The 16,576-nt window shown below is 71.8% G+C and carries 11 protein-coding genes; 7 read left to right on the forward strand and 4 right to left on the reverse strand.

Annotated features, from left to right (window positions below; all coding sequences use genetic code 11):
• Positions 1-17 precede the first annotated feature (17 nt).
• From WJM96_RS18180 to WJM96_RS18200, 5 genes are read left to right on the forward strand one after another with little or no spacing between them, the layout of a single operon-like run.
• Positions 18-461 (forward strand): PPC domain-containing DNA-binding protein, encoded by a 444-nt coding sequence (locus WJM96_RS18180; protein WP_424813954.1) that lies wholly within the window; start codon positions 18-20, stop codon positions 459-461.
• 38 nt (positions 462-499) lie between these two features.
• A complete protein-coding gene (locus WJM96_RS18185) occupies positions 500-2,146 on the forward strand; it encodes a peptide ABC transporter substrate-binding protein (RefSeq protein WP_424813955.1) in 1,647 nt (548 codons plus the stop codon).
• Entirely contained in the window at positions 2,131-2,535 is a 405-nt protein-coding gene (locus WJM96_RS18190; RefSeq protein ID WP_424813956.1) for a VOC family protein, read from the forward strand. The genes WJM96_RS18185 and WJM96_RS18190 overlap by 16 nt, the downstream gene beginning before the upstream one ends.
• Positions 2,532-3,446, forward strand: coding sequence for an ABC transporter permease (locus tag WJM96_RS18195; protein ID WP_424813957.1), 915 nt, complete (start codon positions 2,532-2,534; stop codon positions 3,444-3,446). Before WJM96_RS18190 ends, WJM96_RS18195 begins: the two co-directional genes overlap by 4 nt.
• Positions 3,443-4,267, forward strand: a complete 825-nt coding sequence (locus WJM96_RS18200) for an ABC transporter permease (protein ID WP_424813958.1) — start codon at positions 3,443-3,445, stop codon at positions 4,265-4,267. The genes WJM96_RS18195 and WJM96_RS18200 overlap by 4 nt, the downstream gene beginning before the upstream one ends.
• Here WJM96_RS18200 and WJM96_RS18205 read toward each other — a convergent pair whose 3' ends face one another.
• The 3 genes from WJM96_RS18205 to WJM96_RS18215 form a co-directional block, all read right to left on the reverse strand.
• Positions 4,268-4,576: a hypothetical protein gene (locus tag WJM96_RS18205; protein WP_424813959.1), complete on the reverse strand. Its 309-nt coding sequence runs from the start codon at positions 4,574-4,576 to the stop codon at positions 4,268-4,270.
• 112 nt (positions 4,577-4,688) lie between these two features.
• Positions 4,689-6,920, reverse strand: coding sequence for a TonB-dependent siderophore receptor (locus WJM96_RS18210; protein ID WP_424813960.1), 2,232 nt, complete (start codon positions 6,918-6,920; stop codon positions 4,689-4,691).
• 176 nt (positions 6,921-7,096) lie between these two features.
• On the reverse strand, positions 7,097-10,027 hold the full coding sequence (locus WJM96_RS18215; RefSeq protein ID WP_424813961.1) for a bifunctional [glutamine synthetase] adenylyltransferase/[glutamine synthetase]-adenylyl-L-tyrosine phosphorylase: 2,931 nt from the start codon (positions 10,025-10,027) through the stop codon (positions 7,097-7,099).
• A gap of 20 nt (positions 10,028-10,047) precedes the next feature.
• On the opposite strand from WJM96_RS18215, the gene WJM96_RS18220 reads away from it, so the two are divergent.
• On the forward strand, positions 10,048-13,665 hold the full coding sequence (locus WJM96_RS18220) for an AsmA-like C-terminal region-containing protein (RefSeq protein ID WP_424813962.1): 3,618 nt from the start codon (positions 10,048-10,050) through the stop codon (positions 13,663-13,665).
• A gap of 50 nt (positions 13,666-13,715) precedes the next feature.
• Complete coding sequence (locus tag WJM96_RS18225) at positions 13,716-15,965, forward strand: xanthine dehydrogenase family protein molybdopterin-binding subunit (RefSeq protein WP_424813963.1); 2,250 nt, start codon at positions 13,716-13,718, stop codon at positions 15,963-15,965.
• On the opposite strand, the gene WJM96_RS18230 is transcribed toward WJM96_RS18225, so the two are convergent.
• Positions 15,962-16,483 carry an N-acetyltransferase family protein gene (locus tag WJM96_RS18230; RefSeq protein ID WP_424813964.1) on the reverse strand — a complete coding sequence of 174 codons (522 nt, stop codon included), beginning with the start codon at positions 16,481-16,483 and terminating at the stop codon, positions 15,962-15,964. The two genes, WJM96_RS18225 and WJM96_RS18230, sit on opposite strands and share 4 nt — an antisense overlap.
• Between the last annotated feature and the right edge of the window lie 93 nt (positions 16,484-16,576).

Below are 16,576 nucleotides of genomic sequence, written 5' to 3' on the forward strand. Positions count from 1 at the left end.
AACCGGCGGAGGTCCCCATGCAAGCGAAGCGGATTGCCGAGGCGGAAGGGCTCAAGACCTTCCTGCTCGTGCTGGACCCGGGCGAGGAAGCCTTCGGCGCCATCACGGATTTCGCGAAGCGGGAAGGGGTCACCGCCGCCTCGCTCACCGCGCTCGGCGCCTTCGAGCGCGCGACCGTCGCCTGGTTCGACCTGAAGGCGCGCGACTACATCAAGATCCCCATCCCCGACCAGACCGAGGTGCTGAGCCTGATCGGCGACATCGCGGTGGATGACGAGGGTAAGCCCAGCCTGCACGCGCATGTCGTGCTGGGCATGCGCGACGGCTCGACGCGGGGCGGGCACCTCATGGAAGCCATCGTGCGCCCGACGCTGGAGGTGACGCTGGTCGAGGCGCCCACCCATCTGCGGCGCCGCAAGCGGGCGGAATTCGGCATCGCGCTGATCGACCCCTCCGCCTGAGTTGCGGGGCAGGGCCGCGCCGGGCCACCATGGGCGGGATGATCCGTATCCTGTTCCTGGCCCTGGTTCTGGCGCTGCCCGCCGCCGCGCAGACGCGCGACACGCTGACCATCGGCATCACGCAATACCCCTCGACGCTCCATCCCAATATCGAGAGCATGGTGGCGAAGTCCTACACGCTGGGCTTCGCGCGGCGCCCCGTCACGGCCTACGACGCCGATTGGCGGCTGATCTGCATGCTGTGCGAGACGCTGCCGACACTCGAGAACGGGCTCGCGAAGCTGGAGACGACGCCCGAGGGCAAGCCCGGAATCCGCGTCACATGGCGCCTGCGCGAGGGGCTGCGCTGGGGCGACGGCACGCCCATCACCACGGCCGACCTCCGCTTCGCCTACGACGCGGGGCGCGAGCCGCAGACGGGCATCGGCCCCGCCGAGTTCTTCCGCTCCGCCTACGAGTTCATCGCGGATGACGAGCGGACCTTCACGCTGCGCTTCGACCGCGTGACCTTCGAATTCGCGAGCCTCGGCGATTTCGCGCCGCTGCCCGCGCATCTGGAGCGCGAGCGCTGGCAGGCCAATCCCCGGACCTACCGCAACCGCACCCTCTACGACACGGAGCCCGCGACGCCCGGCCTCTGGAACGGGCCGTACCGCATCGTGCAGGTGCAGCCCGGCTCTTCCATCACGCTGGAGCGGAACGAGCGCTGGGACGGCCCGCCGCCCGCCTTCCGCCGCATCGTGATCCGCAGCGTGGAGAGCACGCCGGCGCTGGAGGCGCAGCTTCTCGCCGGGCAGCTCGACATGATCGCGGGCGAGCTCGGCCTGCCGGTGGAGCAGGCCTCGGCGCTGGCGCGGCGCACCGGCTCGCGCTTCCGGGTGGAGTACCGGCCGGGCCTCATCTACGAGCATATGGACTTCAACCTCGACCTGCCGATCTTCGCCGACCGGCGTGTGCGCCAGGCGATGCTGATGGCGCTGGACCGCCAGCAGATCGTGGCGCGGCTCTTCGAGGGGCGGCAGACGGTGGCGAATACCAGCGTGAACCCGCTCGACTGGCCGCACGACCCCCAAGTGCAGTCCTGGCCCTATGATCCGCGCCGTGCCGCGGCGCTGCTGGACGAGGCGGGCTGGCGCACGGGCCCAGACGGCATCCGCCGCAACGCGGCTGGCGAACGCCTTTCCTTCGAGCTCATGACCACGGCGGGCAACCGCTCGCGCGAGGCGACGCAGCAGGTGATCCAGGCGCAGTGGCGCCAGGTCGGCATCGAGGCGCGCATCCGCAACGAGCCGCCGCGCGTCTTCTTCGGCGAGACCATGTCCCGCCGCCGCTTCCAGGGCATGGGCCTCTATGCCTGGGTCTCGGCGCCCGAGAGCGTGCCGCGCACCAGCCTGCATTCGGAGGAGATCCCGACCGCCGCGCGCAACTGGTCGGGCCAGAACTACCCGGGCTTCCGCAACGCGGAAATGGACGCGCTGCTGGAGGCGCTGCCCATCGAGCTCGATCGCGAGAAGCGCCGCGTTCTCTGGCACCGCCTGCAGGCCATCACGGCGGAGGAGCTGCCCGCCCTGCCGCTCTGGTTCCGGCAGGATGCGCATGTCTGGCCGCTCTGGCTGGAGGGCGTTCGGCCCACGGGGCACCTGAATTTCTCGAGCCTCTGGGTGGAGGAGTGGCGCGTGCGCTGATGCTGGATCACGTCTCCATCACGGTGAACGCGCTGGCGCCGGCGCTGCGCTTCTACGATGCGGTCATGGGCGCGCTCGGCGTGCCGCGCGTCTGGGTGACGGAGGAGGGGATCGGCTACGGCATCCGCAGCACGCCGGAGGACGACGCGCACAGCTACCTCGCGATCTATGTGCGGCCGGGTGTCGTGGCGGACCGGCGGCACTGGTGCTTCCGCGCGCCGGACCGTGCGGCGGTGCGGGCCTTCCACGCGGCGGGTCTCGCGGCCGGAGGCACGGATGACGGCGCGCCCGGGCCGCGCCCGGAGTATCACGAGGGCTACTACGCCGCCTTCCTGCGCGACCCGGATGGCAACCGAGTCGAGGCCGCCTGCCACCGGCGCGAGGCATGACGCGCCTGATCCTCTCGCGGCTTGTTCAGATCGCGGTGACGGTCGCGCTGCTCTCGCTCTGCGCCTTCCTGTTGATTGCGGCCATGCCGGGCGATCCCATCGACCTCGCCATCGCTGCCGATCCGCGCCTGGGGGCCGAGGACGCGGCGCGGATGCGCGCGCTGCACGGGCTCGACCAGCCGGTGATCGCGCGATACCTGGCCTGGGCGGGCGCGGTGCTGCACGGGAATTTCGGGCATTCGCGCCTCTTCGCGCAGCCGGTGGCGCAGCTGCTGGGGCCGGCCTTGTGGAACTCCTTGCAGTTGCTGGGCCTCGCGCTGTCGCTCGCGATCCTGCTGGGCGTGGGGCTGGGCGCGGTGGCGGCGCTGCGGCCGCGGCTCGGGCCGCTGGTGCAGGGCGTGGCGCTCTTCGCGCAGGCGGTGCCGGCCTTCTGGCTCGGTCTGCTGCTCATCATCCTCTTTGCCGTCACCCTCGGCTGGCTGCCGGCGGGGGGCGAGGGCGGGTGGCGCTTCCTGGTCCTTCCCATCGCCACGCTCGGCTTCGCGCATCTGGCGAGCTACGCGCGGCATGCGACGGCGGCGCTCACCGCGGCGATGGCCGAGCCCCATATCCGCACGGCGCGCGCCCAGGGCGCGGGCGAGGCACGCATCCTCTTCCGCGAGGCGCTGCCCAACGCGGGCGTGCCGCTGCTGACACTGATGGCGCTGGACGCGGGCGCGCTGGTCTCGGGCGCACTCATCACGGAGACCATTTTCGCGCGGCCCGGCATGGGCAAGCTCATCTACGACGCGGTGATGGGCAACGACTTCAACCTCGCGCTGCTCGCGCTCATCGTGGTGGCGCTGGTGACGATGCTGGCGACGCTGGCGGCGGATCTCGCGCAACGCTGGCTGGACCCGAGGCTCGCATGACGCGGCTCGCCTTCGGCCTGGGGCTGCTCACCTTCCTGGCGCTGGCCGCGACCGCCGCGCCCTGGGCCACGCAGTGGCTCGGCCACGACCCGTTCCTGCCGGATCTCTTCACCCGCTTCCAGCCGCCTTCCGCCCTGCATCCGCTGGGCACGGACGATCTGGGGCGCGATATCCTGCTGCGGCTGCTCTACGGCGCGCGCGTCTCAATCGCGGTCGGGCTGCTGGCTGCCCTGGCGGCGACGGTGCTGGGCACGTTCGTCGGCCTGCTCGCGGCCTGGCGCGGCGGCGCGGCGGATGCGGTGCTGATGCGGCTCGCGGACGGGCTGCTGGCGCTGCCGGCCCTGCCTCTGCTGGTGATCCTGGCCGCGCTCGACCCGGCCGTGGTCGGCCTGCCGCGCGGCGAGGCGACGGCCGATATCCTGCGCATCGCCGTGCTGCTGGCGGCCTTCGGCTGGGTGGGCGTCGCGCGCCTCGTGCGCGCCACGGCGCTCTCCGTCCTGGCGCGCGACTTCGTGCGCGCAGCGCGCGCTCTGGGCGTGAGCGAGAGGCGTATGCTGTGGCGGCATGTGGCGCCGCAGCTCATCCCGCCCGTGGCGATCGCCACCGCGCTGGCGGTGGGCGGCGCGGTGCTGGCCGAAAGCGCGCTGAGCTTCCTCGGCCTCGGCATCGCGCCGCCCGCGCCCTCCTGGGGCAACATGCTGGCCAATGCGCAGGAGCTGATCTTCCAGGCGCCGCTCTCGGCGCTCTGGCCCGGGCTGGCCATCCTCCTCGCGGTGCTGGGCTGCAACCTCGTGGCGGATGGCCTGGCCCGGCGGGACTAGCTAGTAGCGCCAGCCGTAATGGCGATAGCCGGGGTGGCGATGGTGCCAGTGGCCGTAGTGCCGCGGCGGCGGGCGGTGCCAGCCATGATGGCGGTGGTGATGGTGCGGCCGCCAGTGGTGAGGGTGATGCGGCCGGTGATGATGCCGGTAATGCGGCCGGTGATGCCCGTGCCACTGCACCGTCGTGACGCCGCCCGGCAGCGCCGCTGGCACGGCCGCCGCGACAGGCAAGGCCGAAGCGGAAGAGACCGCGCCCGCGCCGCCCCAGATTCCGAGGGCGAGGGCCGCGGCGGCGAGAAGGTGACGCATGGCTTTCCTCCTATGGAATGTCATGCGTGCAACACTGCGGAAAGGAAGAGGCGCCATCCCGACCGGAATGGCGCCTCAATAAGGCAAGACGTAACGACCCGTTACGTTCGGATCAGAAACGATGCCGCAGCGTCGCCAGGACCGTGCGGCGATAGCCCCAGTAGCACCATTGGTAGCCGAGGCAGGACGTCACGTATTCCTTGTCGAAGAGGTTCGTGACGTTGAACTGCACGGAGGAGCCCTGGAGGTTCGGGCTGAGGCGGCCGAGGTCGTAGCGCGCCATCAGGTCCACCAGCGTATAGGCGGGCACGCGCAGCGTGTTCGCGGCATCGCCCCAACTCGCACCGACATAGCGCACGCCGCCGCCCACGCCGAGGCCCGCCGCGCGCGAGCCTTCCTGGAAGGTGTAGTTCGCCCAGACCGAGGCCATGTGGTTCGGCACCGAGTTCGGCTCCAGCCCCCGCTGTGGACGGGTCGAGGTGCGGTTGCCCACGCTGCGGTCGACCGTGACGGTCGAGTTGCTGCTCGTCACCTCGCTGTCGAGATAGGTGTAAGCGGCCGTGAGGTCGAGGCCGGCGGCCAGGCTCGCCTTCGCCTCCAGTTCGACGCCGCGCGTGCGCACCTCGCCCGTCTGGATGGAATAGCGCGTATCCTGGGGGTCGGTCGTCGTCACGTTCTGGCGGCGCAGGTCGAAGACGGCCGCGGACAGCAGGACGTTGGTGCCCGGCGGCTGGTAGCGCACACCGATCTCATGCTGCTGGCCCGAGGTCGGCTGGAACGGCCCGCCGCCGCGCGCCGGCGAGAAGGTGCCGGTCTGCGGCTCGAAGCTCTCCGTGTAGGAGTAGTAGGGCGCGAGGCCGAAGCTGGTCTGGTAGATGATGGCCGCGCGGCCCGTGAAGGCGTCCGTGCTGAAGGGCGTGCGGGTCGTCGCGCGGGTCGCGAGGTTCTGCGCGCGGGTGGTCGAATCATACCAGTCCTGCCGCCCGCCGAGATGGATGGAGATGGGGCCGAAGCGCATCTGGTTCTGCGCGTAGAGGCCCACGCCGTTCTGCTCCTGCCGGGTGCGCGTGGAATAGCCCACGACCGGCATGCGCAAGCTGTTGTTCGGCGCGAAGAGGTCGATGGACGGCACGCCCACGGAGTTCGAGCCGGCGAACGTGTCGCTGTTCACGTTGAAGTAGTCGAGGCCGGCGAGCAGCGTGTGGCTCACGGGGCCCGTGCGGAAACGGCCCTCCAGCTGGTTGTCCAGCGTGATCGTGTCGAAGTTCACGCCCGAGATGGTCTGCCCGCGCGTATAGGTGCGGTAGTCGGGCAGGAGGTTCGTGCCGTTGGACTGGCGATAGGTCGCGTTCGAATTCGCGTAGCGGAAGTTCTGTCGCGCCGTCAGGTTCTCGGATAAGCGGTGCTCCGCCATGTAGCCGATCTGGTACTGCTCGCGGTTGAGCGTGTCGAAGCCGGTGTCGCCATCCCAGAAGCTCCGGCGGATGCGGCCGTTCGGGTTGTACAGCACCGAGCCATAGGCCGGCACGCCGCCATAGGTGCCGCCCAGCGGATCGCGCTGATAGAGGCCGTGCAGCGTGATGGTGGTGTCCGACGTCGGGCGGAAGGTGACGGAGGGCGCGACGAAATAGCGCTCCTCCGACGCGTGGTCGATCTGCGTGTCGGAGCGGTAGTAGGAGCCCACGATCCGGCCGAGCACGGTGCGGTCGTCATTCAGCGGGCCGGAGACATCAATGCCGCCGCGGAAGGTACCGAAGCTGCCGCCCTGCAGCATGATCTCGCGCTGGGTGATGTCCGTCGGCCGCTTGGTGATCATGTTCACGAGGCCGCCGGGGCCGGACTGGCCGAACATGACCGAGGCGGGGCCGCGCAGCACGTCCACGCGCTCCAGCCGGTAGGGATCGACCGTCGGGTTGGCGTCGCGGCCGCCGAAGGTCCGCATGCCGTCGAGGAACTGCGGCGCCGAGAAACCGCGGATCGTGAACTGGTCAAGGCGCGAGACCATGCCGCGCGCTTCCACGACCACGCCGGGCGTGTAGCGCAGGATCGCGTTGAGGTTCTGCGCCGCCTGGGCCTCGATCTGGTCGCGCGTGATGACCGAGACGGATTGCGGCGTCTCGAGGATGGGCGTGTCCGTCTTGGTGGCCGTGCTGGTGACGGGCGCCACGAAGCCACGGACTGGCGAATAGCCGCGCGGCGTCTCGCCCGAGACGTTCACCTCGGGAAGGTTGACGGAACCCGCGGCGGCCTCGGGCGCGGGCGCCTGGGCGAGGGCGCCTGGAACGAGGGCCACGGAGGACAGGAGGAGGAGGGCGAGGCGGGACGAGCGCTTGGGGCGGGGCAAGGCAGGGTCTCTCGGAGGATGGATTCGATGTTACGGCCTGCCCATTTGATAGTGATACTTAGAATCATTCGCAATACGAGGAAACGCGATAGGTTTCCGGCCGCGCCGAGAGGCAGGGCGGCCAGGTCCCGAACCTCCCGACCTAGGCGTCATCTAATGGAGGGAATCTGCCGGGCTCAGCCCGGCAGCGGGTCCAGATAGCGTTCGAACCCGGCCCGCACCGCGGAGGCATGCGCGGCCATCAGCTCGCGCAGCGCCGCCAGGCTGGTGATCTCCTGATGCACCAGGGTGCCCGCGCCCAGCCGCATCGCTTCCTCCGTCAGGGGCGGCAGGCCCGGTTCGCGCCATTTGCCGACCGTCAGTCGCATGATGCCGAGGAGGCAGCGCCAGAGGCGTTCGGCCTGGATCAGCGTCGCGGCCTCGCGCTCGTCGATCAGCCCCTCGCGGCCGAGCTCGCCCAGCACCAGGCGCGTTGTGCGCTTCAGCAGGCGCGGATGCGCGGCGGCGTGGGCGACGGTCATGGCCTGGGCGATGAATTCCACCTCCACCAGCCCGCCGGGCATGGCCTTGAGGTCCCAGGGGCCATCCGCCGGCAGCTCCTTCAGCATGCGCGCGCGCATGGCGGCGGCGTCGGCCAGCGCCTTGGCCGGGTCGCGCGGGGCGGTCAGCGCGGCGTCCACCGCGATGCCGATCTCGCGCGCCAGCGGGGCGGGCCCCGCCACCACGCGTGCCCGCGTCAGGGCCATGCGCTCCCACGTCCAGGCCTCCTCGGCATGGTAGCGCCGGAAGGAGGAGAGGCGGGTCGCCACGGGTCCCTTGTTGCCCGAGGGGCGCAGCCGCATGTCGACGGCGAAGGTGGTTCCCTCCGGGCCCGGGCTTGTCAGCGCGGCGACGATCTGGTGCGACAGGCGGATGAAGTATTCCGACGGCGCCAGGGACCGCGCGCCGCCCTCGCTCGCCTCGGCACCGTCCTCATGGTCGTAGATGAGGATGAGATCGAGGTCGGAGGCCGGCAGCATCTCCCGCCCGCCAAGCTTGCCGAGGGCCACGACGCAGAAGGCGCCCCCGGCCACGCGCCCGAAGCGGCGGGCGAAGTCGCCCTGCACGGCGGGCAGCAGCGCCGAGATGGCCGCGTCCGCGACCGCGCTCCGGGCCTCGCCCGAGGAATCGGAATCGAGCCGGTTCTCGAGCTCGGCGGCGTCGATCTCGAACATGCGTTCGGTGACGAGGCGCCGCGTCGCGTCCAGCGCCTCCTCCACGTCGCGGGATTCGCGCAGCAGGGCAGGCAGGGCGGCCAGCGGCTTCTCGCCCGGCGCGGCGAGGCTGCCCGCCAGCAGGCCCTCCAGCGCCACGGGACGCCGCGCCAAGTGGTCGGCCAGCTGCGGGGCGGCGCCCAGCAGCCCGGCCAGGCGCAGCATGAGGCGGGGGTTACGGTGCAGCATCGAGAGGAATTGCACGCCGGCCGGCAGCCGGTGCAGCAGCATGTCGAAACGCGCCAGCGAGGCCTCGGGCTCGCGCTGGCGGGCGAAGGCCGTCAGCAGCGAGGGCATCATCTCGGTCAGCACTTCGCGGGCGCGCTCGCTGCGGGTGGCGCGGGGGCGGCCGTGATGCCAGGCGCGCACCATGGCCGCGACCGAGGGCGGGTCGCGGAAGCCCATGCTGCGCAGCGTCGCCATGGTCTCGGGGTCGTCGTCCACGCCGGTGAAGACCAGGCTGCCCGCGTCGGAATCGGCCGACAGCGAGGGCGCGGCCTCGAACAGGCGGTTGTAGTGGCCCTGCACCCGGCGCTGATGCGCGGTCAGCGCCTCGGCGAAGGCGGCTGTGCTGGGGAACCCCATGAAGTTCGCGATGCGGCGGAGCTCGTCTTCCGCCTCGGGCAGGCGATGGGTTTGGCGGTCCGCCACCATCTGGAGCCGGTGCTCGGTGTTGCGGAGGAAGACATAGGCATCCGCCAGATCCGCCGCCGCCCGCCGGTCCAGCTTGCCGGCCGCGGCCAGCGCCGCCAGCGCGCCGAGGGTCGTGGGGTCCCGCAGCGCCGGGTCGCGGCCGCCCCAGATGAGCTGCAGGACCTGGACCGTGAACTCGATCTCGCGGATGCCGCCGCCGCCGAGCTTCACGTCGTGCCCCGCCACGGCAAGGTCGTCGCCCGCGCCCCGTTCGGCCTTGTGGCGGTTGATCTGGCGCTTGATGGAGTGGATGTCGGCCACCGCCGCGAAGTCGAGGTGCCGGCGCCAGACGAAGGGGCGGAGCTCGCGCAGGAACGACTCGCCCGACACGCGGTCGCCGGCCACGGGGCGGGCCTTGATCATGGCCGCGCGCTCCCAGTTCTGGCCGAGGCTCTCATAATAGGAGAGCGCCATGGGAACGCTGACGCAGAGAGGGGTCGCCGCCGGGTCCGGCCTCAGGCGCAGGTCCGTCCGGAAGACGTATCCTTCCGATGTCCTTTCCTCCATGAGCCGCACGAGATCCCGGGCCAGCCGGATGTAGGGCGCCGCGCCGTGCTCTTCGTGGTAGGAGGGGGAGTCAGGATCATGCAGCAGCAAGAGGTCGATATCCGAGGAGTAGTTCAGCTCGCGCCCGCCGAGCTTCCCCATGCCCAGCACGATGAGGCCGGAGCCCTTCGTGATCTGCCTGGGCTCGCCCTTGGTGCGGGCCAGGTTGATCTGCCCGCGCCGCGCGGCGTCCAGCAGCAGATGCGCGCAGGCGAAGTCGATCGAGAGGTCCGCGAGGTCGCTCAGCGCCTGGGTCACGCGGTCCAGCGGCCAGGCGCCGGAGAGGTCGGCCGCCGCCGCCACCAGCGCGCCCTGGCGCTTGGCGCGGCGCAACAGGCTGGCCACCGCCTCGCGCGCGCCGGCGGGGTCGGCCTTGGTGAGCGGGTCCAGCGCGGCCTGCATGGCGTCCTCGGGCCCGCGGTCGAGCAGGCGCAGCAGCGTCGGCGCCTCGGCCCAGCAGAGATCCGAGAGATAGGGGCTGTCGGCGCCCATCACCTGGAGCAGCGGCTGCGCGTCGGCCCGCGCGGCCAGCGCCTGCCGGGCCGCGTCGCCTTCGCCGAGCCGGGTGATGAGGCGCGCGGCGGCCTCGGGATCGTAGAGCGTCACGGAATCCATCACGGAAGGGAGGCGCTCGGGTGAGCGAAGGTCAAGCCCCGAGGCGTCGCCACCTGCCACGCCTGGCAGGGCTGCTGTGCAGCCTTGTCATCGCGCTTCCATTATTGGGCGGCCTGGCGCTGGGGGCGCTGGCCTGGCGCCTCGCGCGCGGGCCCATCGAATGGTCCTTCATCGCGAGGCAGATCGAGAACGCCGGCAATCGCGTCGATCCGCAGATGCGGGTCTCCGTCGCCCGGGCCTCGATCGCCTGGGAGGGGTGGCGCGGCGGCCGCGCGCCCCTGCAGATCCGGCTGGAGGAGGTGGTGCTGCGGGATGCGGAGGGCACCTCGCACGTCACATTGCCCGAGGCCGGCGTGACCCTGGCCTTCGCCCCGCTCCTGCGCGGCATGCTTGCCCCGGCTTCGGTGGAGCTCCGGAACCCCAGCATCGAGCTGGCGCGCGATGCCGAGGGCGGGCTCGCGCTCGGTCCGGGAGCGGCGGGCCGTGCGCCGGGCGGCGCCGAAGTGACGGGCGAGGGCGGCCGGAACATCCTCGCAGACCTGATGCGCCCCGCCGACGAGGCCGCCGCCCATACCTCGATCCGCAGCATCCGCATCACCGGGGGCCGGGTCCTGGTGCGGGACCGCTTCATCGGGCGCGACTGGTCGCTGGAAGGCACGCATATCGAGCTCCGCCGGCTCGGCGACGGCGGCGTGGAGGGGGATGGCGAAGCGGTGATGCGGATGGGCGAGGTCGCGCTGCCCGTCCATCTCACCGGCAATGTGCGCGACGAGCCCATGCGCTTCGGCGTGCGCCTGGACCTGCCGGTCCTGCGTCCGTCCGAGCTGGCGCCCCTGCTGCCGAACCTGCGTCCCTTCTCGGTGCTCGATGCGCCCATCGCCATCCAGGCCCGCGCGGAATTCGACGCGGCGGGGCGGCCGGCCTCCTTCGGGCTCGACCTGCAATCGCCCGAGGGCGGCACCCTGCGCCTGACCGACCGCAGCTCGCTGCCCTTCGAGCGGCTTTCGGCGAACCTGGAGGGGGACGGCGAGCGCATCGTCCTGAACCAGGCCCGGATCGAGCTTCCAGGCGGCGACCGGACCTCCCTCGAAGGCTCCGGGCAGCTGGCGCGGCGCGAGGGCGGCTGGGCGGGCGAGGTGCGCTTCGACCTCCAGCGGCTGGAGCTCGCCGGCCTCGCGCGGCTCTGGCCTGTGGGGATCGCCGATGAGGTGCGGGCGAAGGCGCTGGACGCCATCCGCGGCGGACGGGTCGGCGATGCCGTGCTGCGCGTGGACGCCGTCAGCGACGCCACGCTGACGCAATGGAGCCTGCCCGCGATGCGCCTGGAGGGCGCCATTGCGGACGCCCTGTTCATGACGCCCGCCGGCGTGGCGATCCCGGTCTCGGGGATCGACGTCGCGATGCGGGCGGGCCCCGAGCAGCTGAAGGTCGAGAACCTCGTGCTCAGCCTGGCCGCGCCGGGGGGCGGTGAGCCTGCGCGGGTCACCGCGCGCGGGCAGGCCGATCTGGACGGCGGCAGATGGCGCGCGGCGATCGACCTCGGTCTGGATCGCGCGCGATTTGCCGACCTGCCCATTCTCTGGCCGCGGGGGATCGGCGAGGGCGCGCGGTATTGGATCACCGAGAACATCACGGCCGGCGAAGCCTCGGCCGGGCGCTGGCAGATTGCCCTGGAGGCACCCGAGGATCTCTCCCGCATTGAGGTCGGCCGCTTCGCGGGCGAGCTGGAGGTGCAGGGCGCGACGGTCCATTGGCTGCGCCCCGTGCCGCCGATGCGCGGCGTCGCCGGGCGCGTGAATTTCGGCCTGGAGGAGATCACGGTCCAGGCCAGCGCGGGCCGGCAGGAGAACGCCAACGGCCAGCCCGGCGCCCTTGAGGTGCGCGGCGCAGACCTGCGTTTCCTCCTGCCGCAGGCCGGGCAGGACCGCACGGAGATGAGCTTCAACCTGGCGGGGCCGCTGGCCGAGGTGGTGCAGGTGCTGCGCCATCCGCGCCTGCATCTTTTTGACAAGCGGCCCTTCCCGGCCCAGGTCGCGGCCGGTCAGTTCGAGGGGCGGCTCAACATCGGCTTCCCGATGGTCGCGAACCTGCAGATGGAGCAGGTGCGGCTGCGCGCCGAGGCGCGGGCGAGCCACGCCCGGCTGACGCGCCTCCTCTTCGAGAAGGATCTGGAAGACGCCAATATCGATCTCGTCACCGATACCGAGCAGCTTCGCCTCTCAGGCACCGCGAGCATGGTGGGCGTGCCGCTGCGCCTGGGCGTGGAAATGGACTTCCGCCCCGGCCCCGCGAACCAGGTGACGAGCCGCGAGACGGTGACGGCCCGGCCGGAGCCCCGGCATCTCAGCCAGCTCGGCTTCGAAGTGGGCGCGCTGGCGAGCGGGCCGATCGCCCTCGATGTGCGGACGGAGCGGCGGCGCAACGGCCAGGGCACGGTCGCCGTGCGCGCGGACCTGCGCGACGCGGTCCTCGCCTTCTCGCCGCTGCAATGGATCAAGCCCGACGGCAGTCCCGGACAGGCGGAGGCGACGGTCCGCCTGCAGGGCGATACCCTCACCGGCATCGACAACATCCGGCTGGAGGCACTGGAGCTGGCGTTGCGCGCCCGTGCCGTCGCCCGCGCCGGGCGGATCGAGCGCGTGGAGCTCCAGGAAACCAGCTTCGGCGCGAGCCGGCTGACGGGCGATGCCCGCGCGCCCCCGCCCGCGAACCGCAACGCGCCCTGGACCATCACGCTGCGGGGCCCCGTGCTCGACCTTCGCTCGGTCTTCGGGACGGGGAGTCAGGTATCCGGCGGCGGTGCCCGCTCCCGCGGCGTCGAGATCGAGGCGCCGGAAGGCACCCAGCCGCCTCTGCTGCTCGACATGCGCTTCGACCAGGTGCTGCTCGGGCCCGAGCGCGAGCTCTACGCCGCGCAGATGCGCGGCCGCATCGACCGCAACGGCGTGGTGCGCGACGCCAGCATGCGCGGCCGCACCGCGCGCCAGGCCGGTGCCTTCGAGATGGCCCTGACGCCGCGCGGCGAAGCCCGCCACTTGCGCGGCACGGCGGAGGACGGGGGCACGCTGCTGCGCGCCTTCGGCATCATCGAGACCATCCAGGGCGGGCGGCTGAGCGTCGATGCCGAGTATCCGGAGGCCCGCCCCGGCGCGCCGCTCACCGGCTCGGCCGAGCTGCAGAACTTCACCGTCCGCAACGCGCCGGTGCTGGGCAAGGTGCTTCAGGCCATGACGCTCTTCGGCGTGGTCGATGCGCTGCAGGGGGGCAGGGGGCTGCAATTCAGCCGTGCCGTGGTCCCCTTCACCCTGACGCAGGAGGCGCTGCGGATCAACGAAGCGCGTGCCTTCTCCTCCTCGCTGGGGCTGACGGCGCGCGGGCGCGTGATGCGGGAGCGCGTGATCCTCGACATGGAGGGCACGATCGTGCCGGCCTATTTCTTCAACACGCTGCTGGGGAATCTCCCGCTGGTGGGGCGGCTGTTCAGCCCGGAGACCGGCGGCGGCGTCTTCGCCGCGACCTTCCGGGTCCAGGGCCCGCCGGAGGACGCCCAGGTGACGGTGAACCCGCTGGCGGCGCTGACGCCCGGCTTCCTGCGCGGGTTGTTCGGACTGGCGGATTCCACCCCGCCGGCGCGTTAGCCAGAACCGGATTCTTCGCGTAATCCTGCGGCAAGGCAGCGGAGAGGCGAATGTTCGGGCAATCCATCCGGCGGGTCGAGGATCAGCGTTTTCTCACGGGCCGCGGCCAGTATGTCGCGGACCTGCCGATGCCGCCCGGAACGCTGGAGGCATGGTTCCTCCGCAGCCCGCACGCCCATGCGCGTATCGCGTCGGTCTCCGTCGAGGCGGCGCGGGCCGCGCCAGGGGTGGCGCTGGTGCTGACGGCCGCCGAGCTGGAGGCCGCGGGCATCGGCAGCCTTCCCTGCAACGCCGTGCTGGCGGCGGAGAAGCCGCTCGTCGTTCCCCCGCGCCCCGCCCTCGCCACCGATGCGGTGCGCCATGTCGGCCAGCCCGTCGCCTGCGTCCTCGCCGCCACGCTGGCGGAAGCCCGCGACGCCGCCGAGGTGATCGAGGTCGATTACGATCCGCTGGATGCCGTCGCCTGCCCGGATGCGGCGCTGGAAGCGGGCGCGCCGCAACTGCATGCGACGGCGCCTGGCAACCTCGCCTTCCTCTGGCACAAGGGCGACGCGGCGGCGGTCGCGGCGGCCTTCGCGCGGGCCGCGCGCATCGTCTCGGCCGAGATCCCCAACCCGCGCGTGACCTGCGCGCCGATCGAGACCCGCGCGGCCGTGGCGCTGGTCGAGGACGGGCTGCTCACGCTCCGCTGCAATGGGCAGGCGCTGCACGGCATTCGCGCGCAGCTGGCCGCCGCGATGGGCATCGCGGCGGAGGAGATGCATCTGGTCGCCCCCGATGTGGGCGGCGGCTTCGGCGTGAAGAACGTGGCCTTCCCGGAACATGTTTCCCTGCTGCACGCCGCGCGGCTGCTGGGCCGGCCGGTGCGCTGGCAGGCCGAGATGAACGAGGATTTTTCCGGCGCGGCGCATGGGCGCGGGCTTTACGCGCAGGCGCGCCTGGCTCTCGACGCGGAGGGCCGGTTCCTGGCGCTGGAAGTGGATTCAGTCGCGGAGATGGGGGCCTATCTCTCGGCGCTCGGGCCGCATTGCCCGACGAATGCCGCCGCCACCGCCATGGGTGGCTGCTACGCCATTCCGGACATCCATTTCACCGTGCGCGGCGCCTTCACCAATACCGCGCCGATGGAAGCCTACCGGGGGGCGGGCAAGCCCGAATCCAACTTCATCATCGAGACGCTGATCGATCGCGCGGCGGTCGAGATGGGCATCGACGGGCAGTCGCTGCGCGCGCGCAACCTGATCGCGGCGCTGCCCCACCGGACGGCCTTCGGCATGGAGATCCGTGACGGCGATTTCCTCTCGCGGCTGGAGGAATGCGCGCGGCTGGCCGATCGCGCGGGCTTCGCCGCCCGACGCGCCGGGAGTGCCGCGCGCGGCAAGCGGCGCGGCTTTGGCCTGACCTGCTTCCTCGAAACCGCGCGCGGCACGCCCGGCGAGTGGGCACGGCTGCGCGCGAGGCCCGATGGCGGGATCGAGATCGCGGTCGGCACGCAGTCCAACGGCCAGGGCCACGAGACAAGCTTTCCGCAATACATCGCCCATCTCCTGGACGTGCCGATGGAGAGCATCCGCTACGCGCAGGCGGATACGGCGCGCATCGTCAGCGGCAACGGACATGGCGGCGCGCGTAGCCTGCACATGGGCGGCGAGGCCATGCGTCTGGCGGCCGGCGCCTTCCTGGCCCATGCGCGCAGCGTGGCCGCGCGCATGCTGCAGGCGACACCCGAGGCGCTGCATTATGCGGAGGGCCGCTTCAACCTGGCCGATGGCCGGGGCCTCAGCCTCGCCCAGCTCGCGGAAGAGGAGGGCGTGCTGGAAGGCGAGGCCGCGCATTCGCTGGACCTCATCACCTTCCCCAATGGCGCCCATGCGGCGGAGGTGGAAGTGGACCCGGAGACGGGCGAGGCGCGACTCCTCTCCTACGTCGCGGTGGACGACTACGGCACCCTGCTCAACCCCATGCTCGCGCGCGGGCAGGTGCAGGGCGGGGTGGCGCAGGGGATCGGGCAGGCGATGATGGAGCGCATCGTCTATGACGAGGACAGCGCGCAGCTCATCTCGGCCGGATTCATGGACTATGCGATGCCCCGCGCGTCGGACCTGCCGGGCCTGCATATACATCTGCGCGAGGACACGCCGACCCAGGCGAACGGGCTGGGCGTAAAGGGGACGGGGCAGGCGGGCTGCATCGCGGCCCCTCAGGCGGTGATGGCGGCGATCCGCGATGCGGTGGGAGCGGACGTGACCATGCCCGCCACGCCCGAGAAGCTGTGGCGCGCGCTGAACCTGCCGGCCTAGCCAACCGGCGGCGTCGACCGCCCCTCGCCGAGTTCGCGCGTCATGAGCACGGTGTCGAGCCACTGCTCGTGCTTCCAGCCGATGCCGGGCAGCACGCCCGTATGGGTGAAGCCGGCGGCGGCATGCAGGCCGATCGAGGGGTTGTTCGCGCTGTCGCCGATGACGGCCACCATCAGCCGGAAGCCGCGCCGGGTGCATTCCTCGATGAGCGCGTCCAGCAGGGCGCGGCCCGCGCCGCGCCGAGCGCCGCCGGGGCGGACATAGACGCTGTTCTCCACCGTGAAGCGGTAGGCGGGGCGGGGGCGGTAGGCGGTGGCATAGGCATAGCCCAGGATTTCGCCTTCCTCCTCGGCCACGAGGTAGGGGTAGCCGCCGTCGAGCACCGCGGCGCGGCGCCGCGCGATTTCGGCCTCCGCGGGCGCCTCCAGCTCGAAGCTGGCGCGGCCGTGGGTGACCCAGTGCCCATAGATGGCGGTGATCGCGGGGATGTCGGACTCTTCGCAGGGACGGATGATCATGGTGCCCGGATAGCCCGAAACCGAGCATCTGGACATCCGGACGACTTGCTTCCTTGTCGCGGCCCTCGCCATCCGGCCCGCGCGGGGTACACT

Origin of the sequence: Roseococcus sp. YIM B11640 (genome assembly GCF_049727625.1) — a bacterium.
GTDB lineage: Bacteria > Pseudomonadota > Alphaproteobacteria > Acetobacterales > Acetobacteraceae > Roseococcus.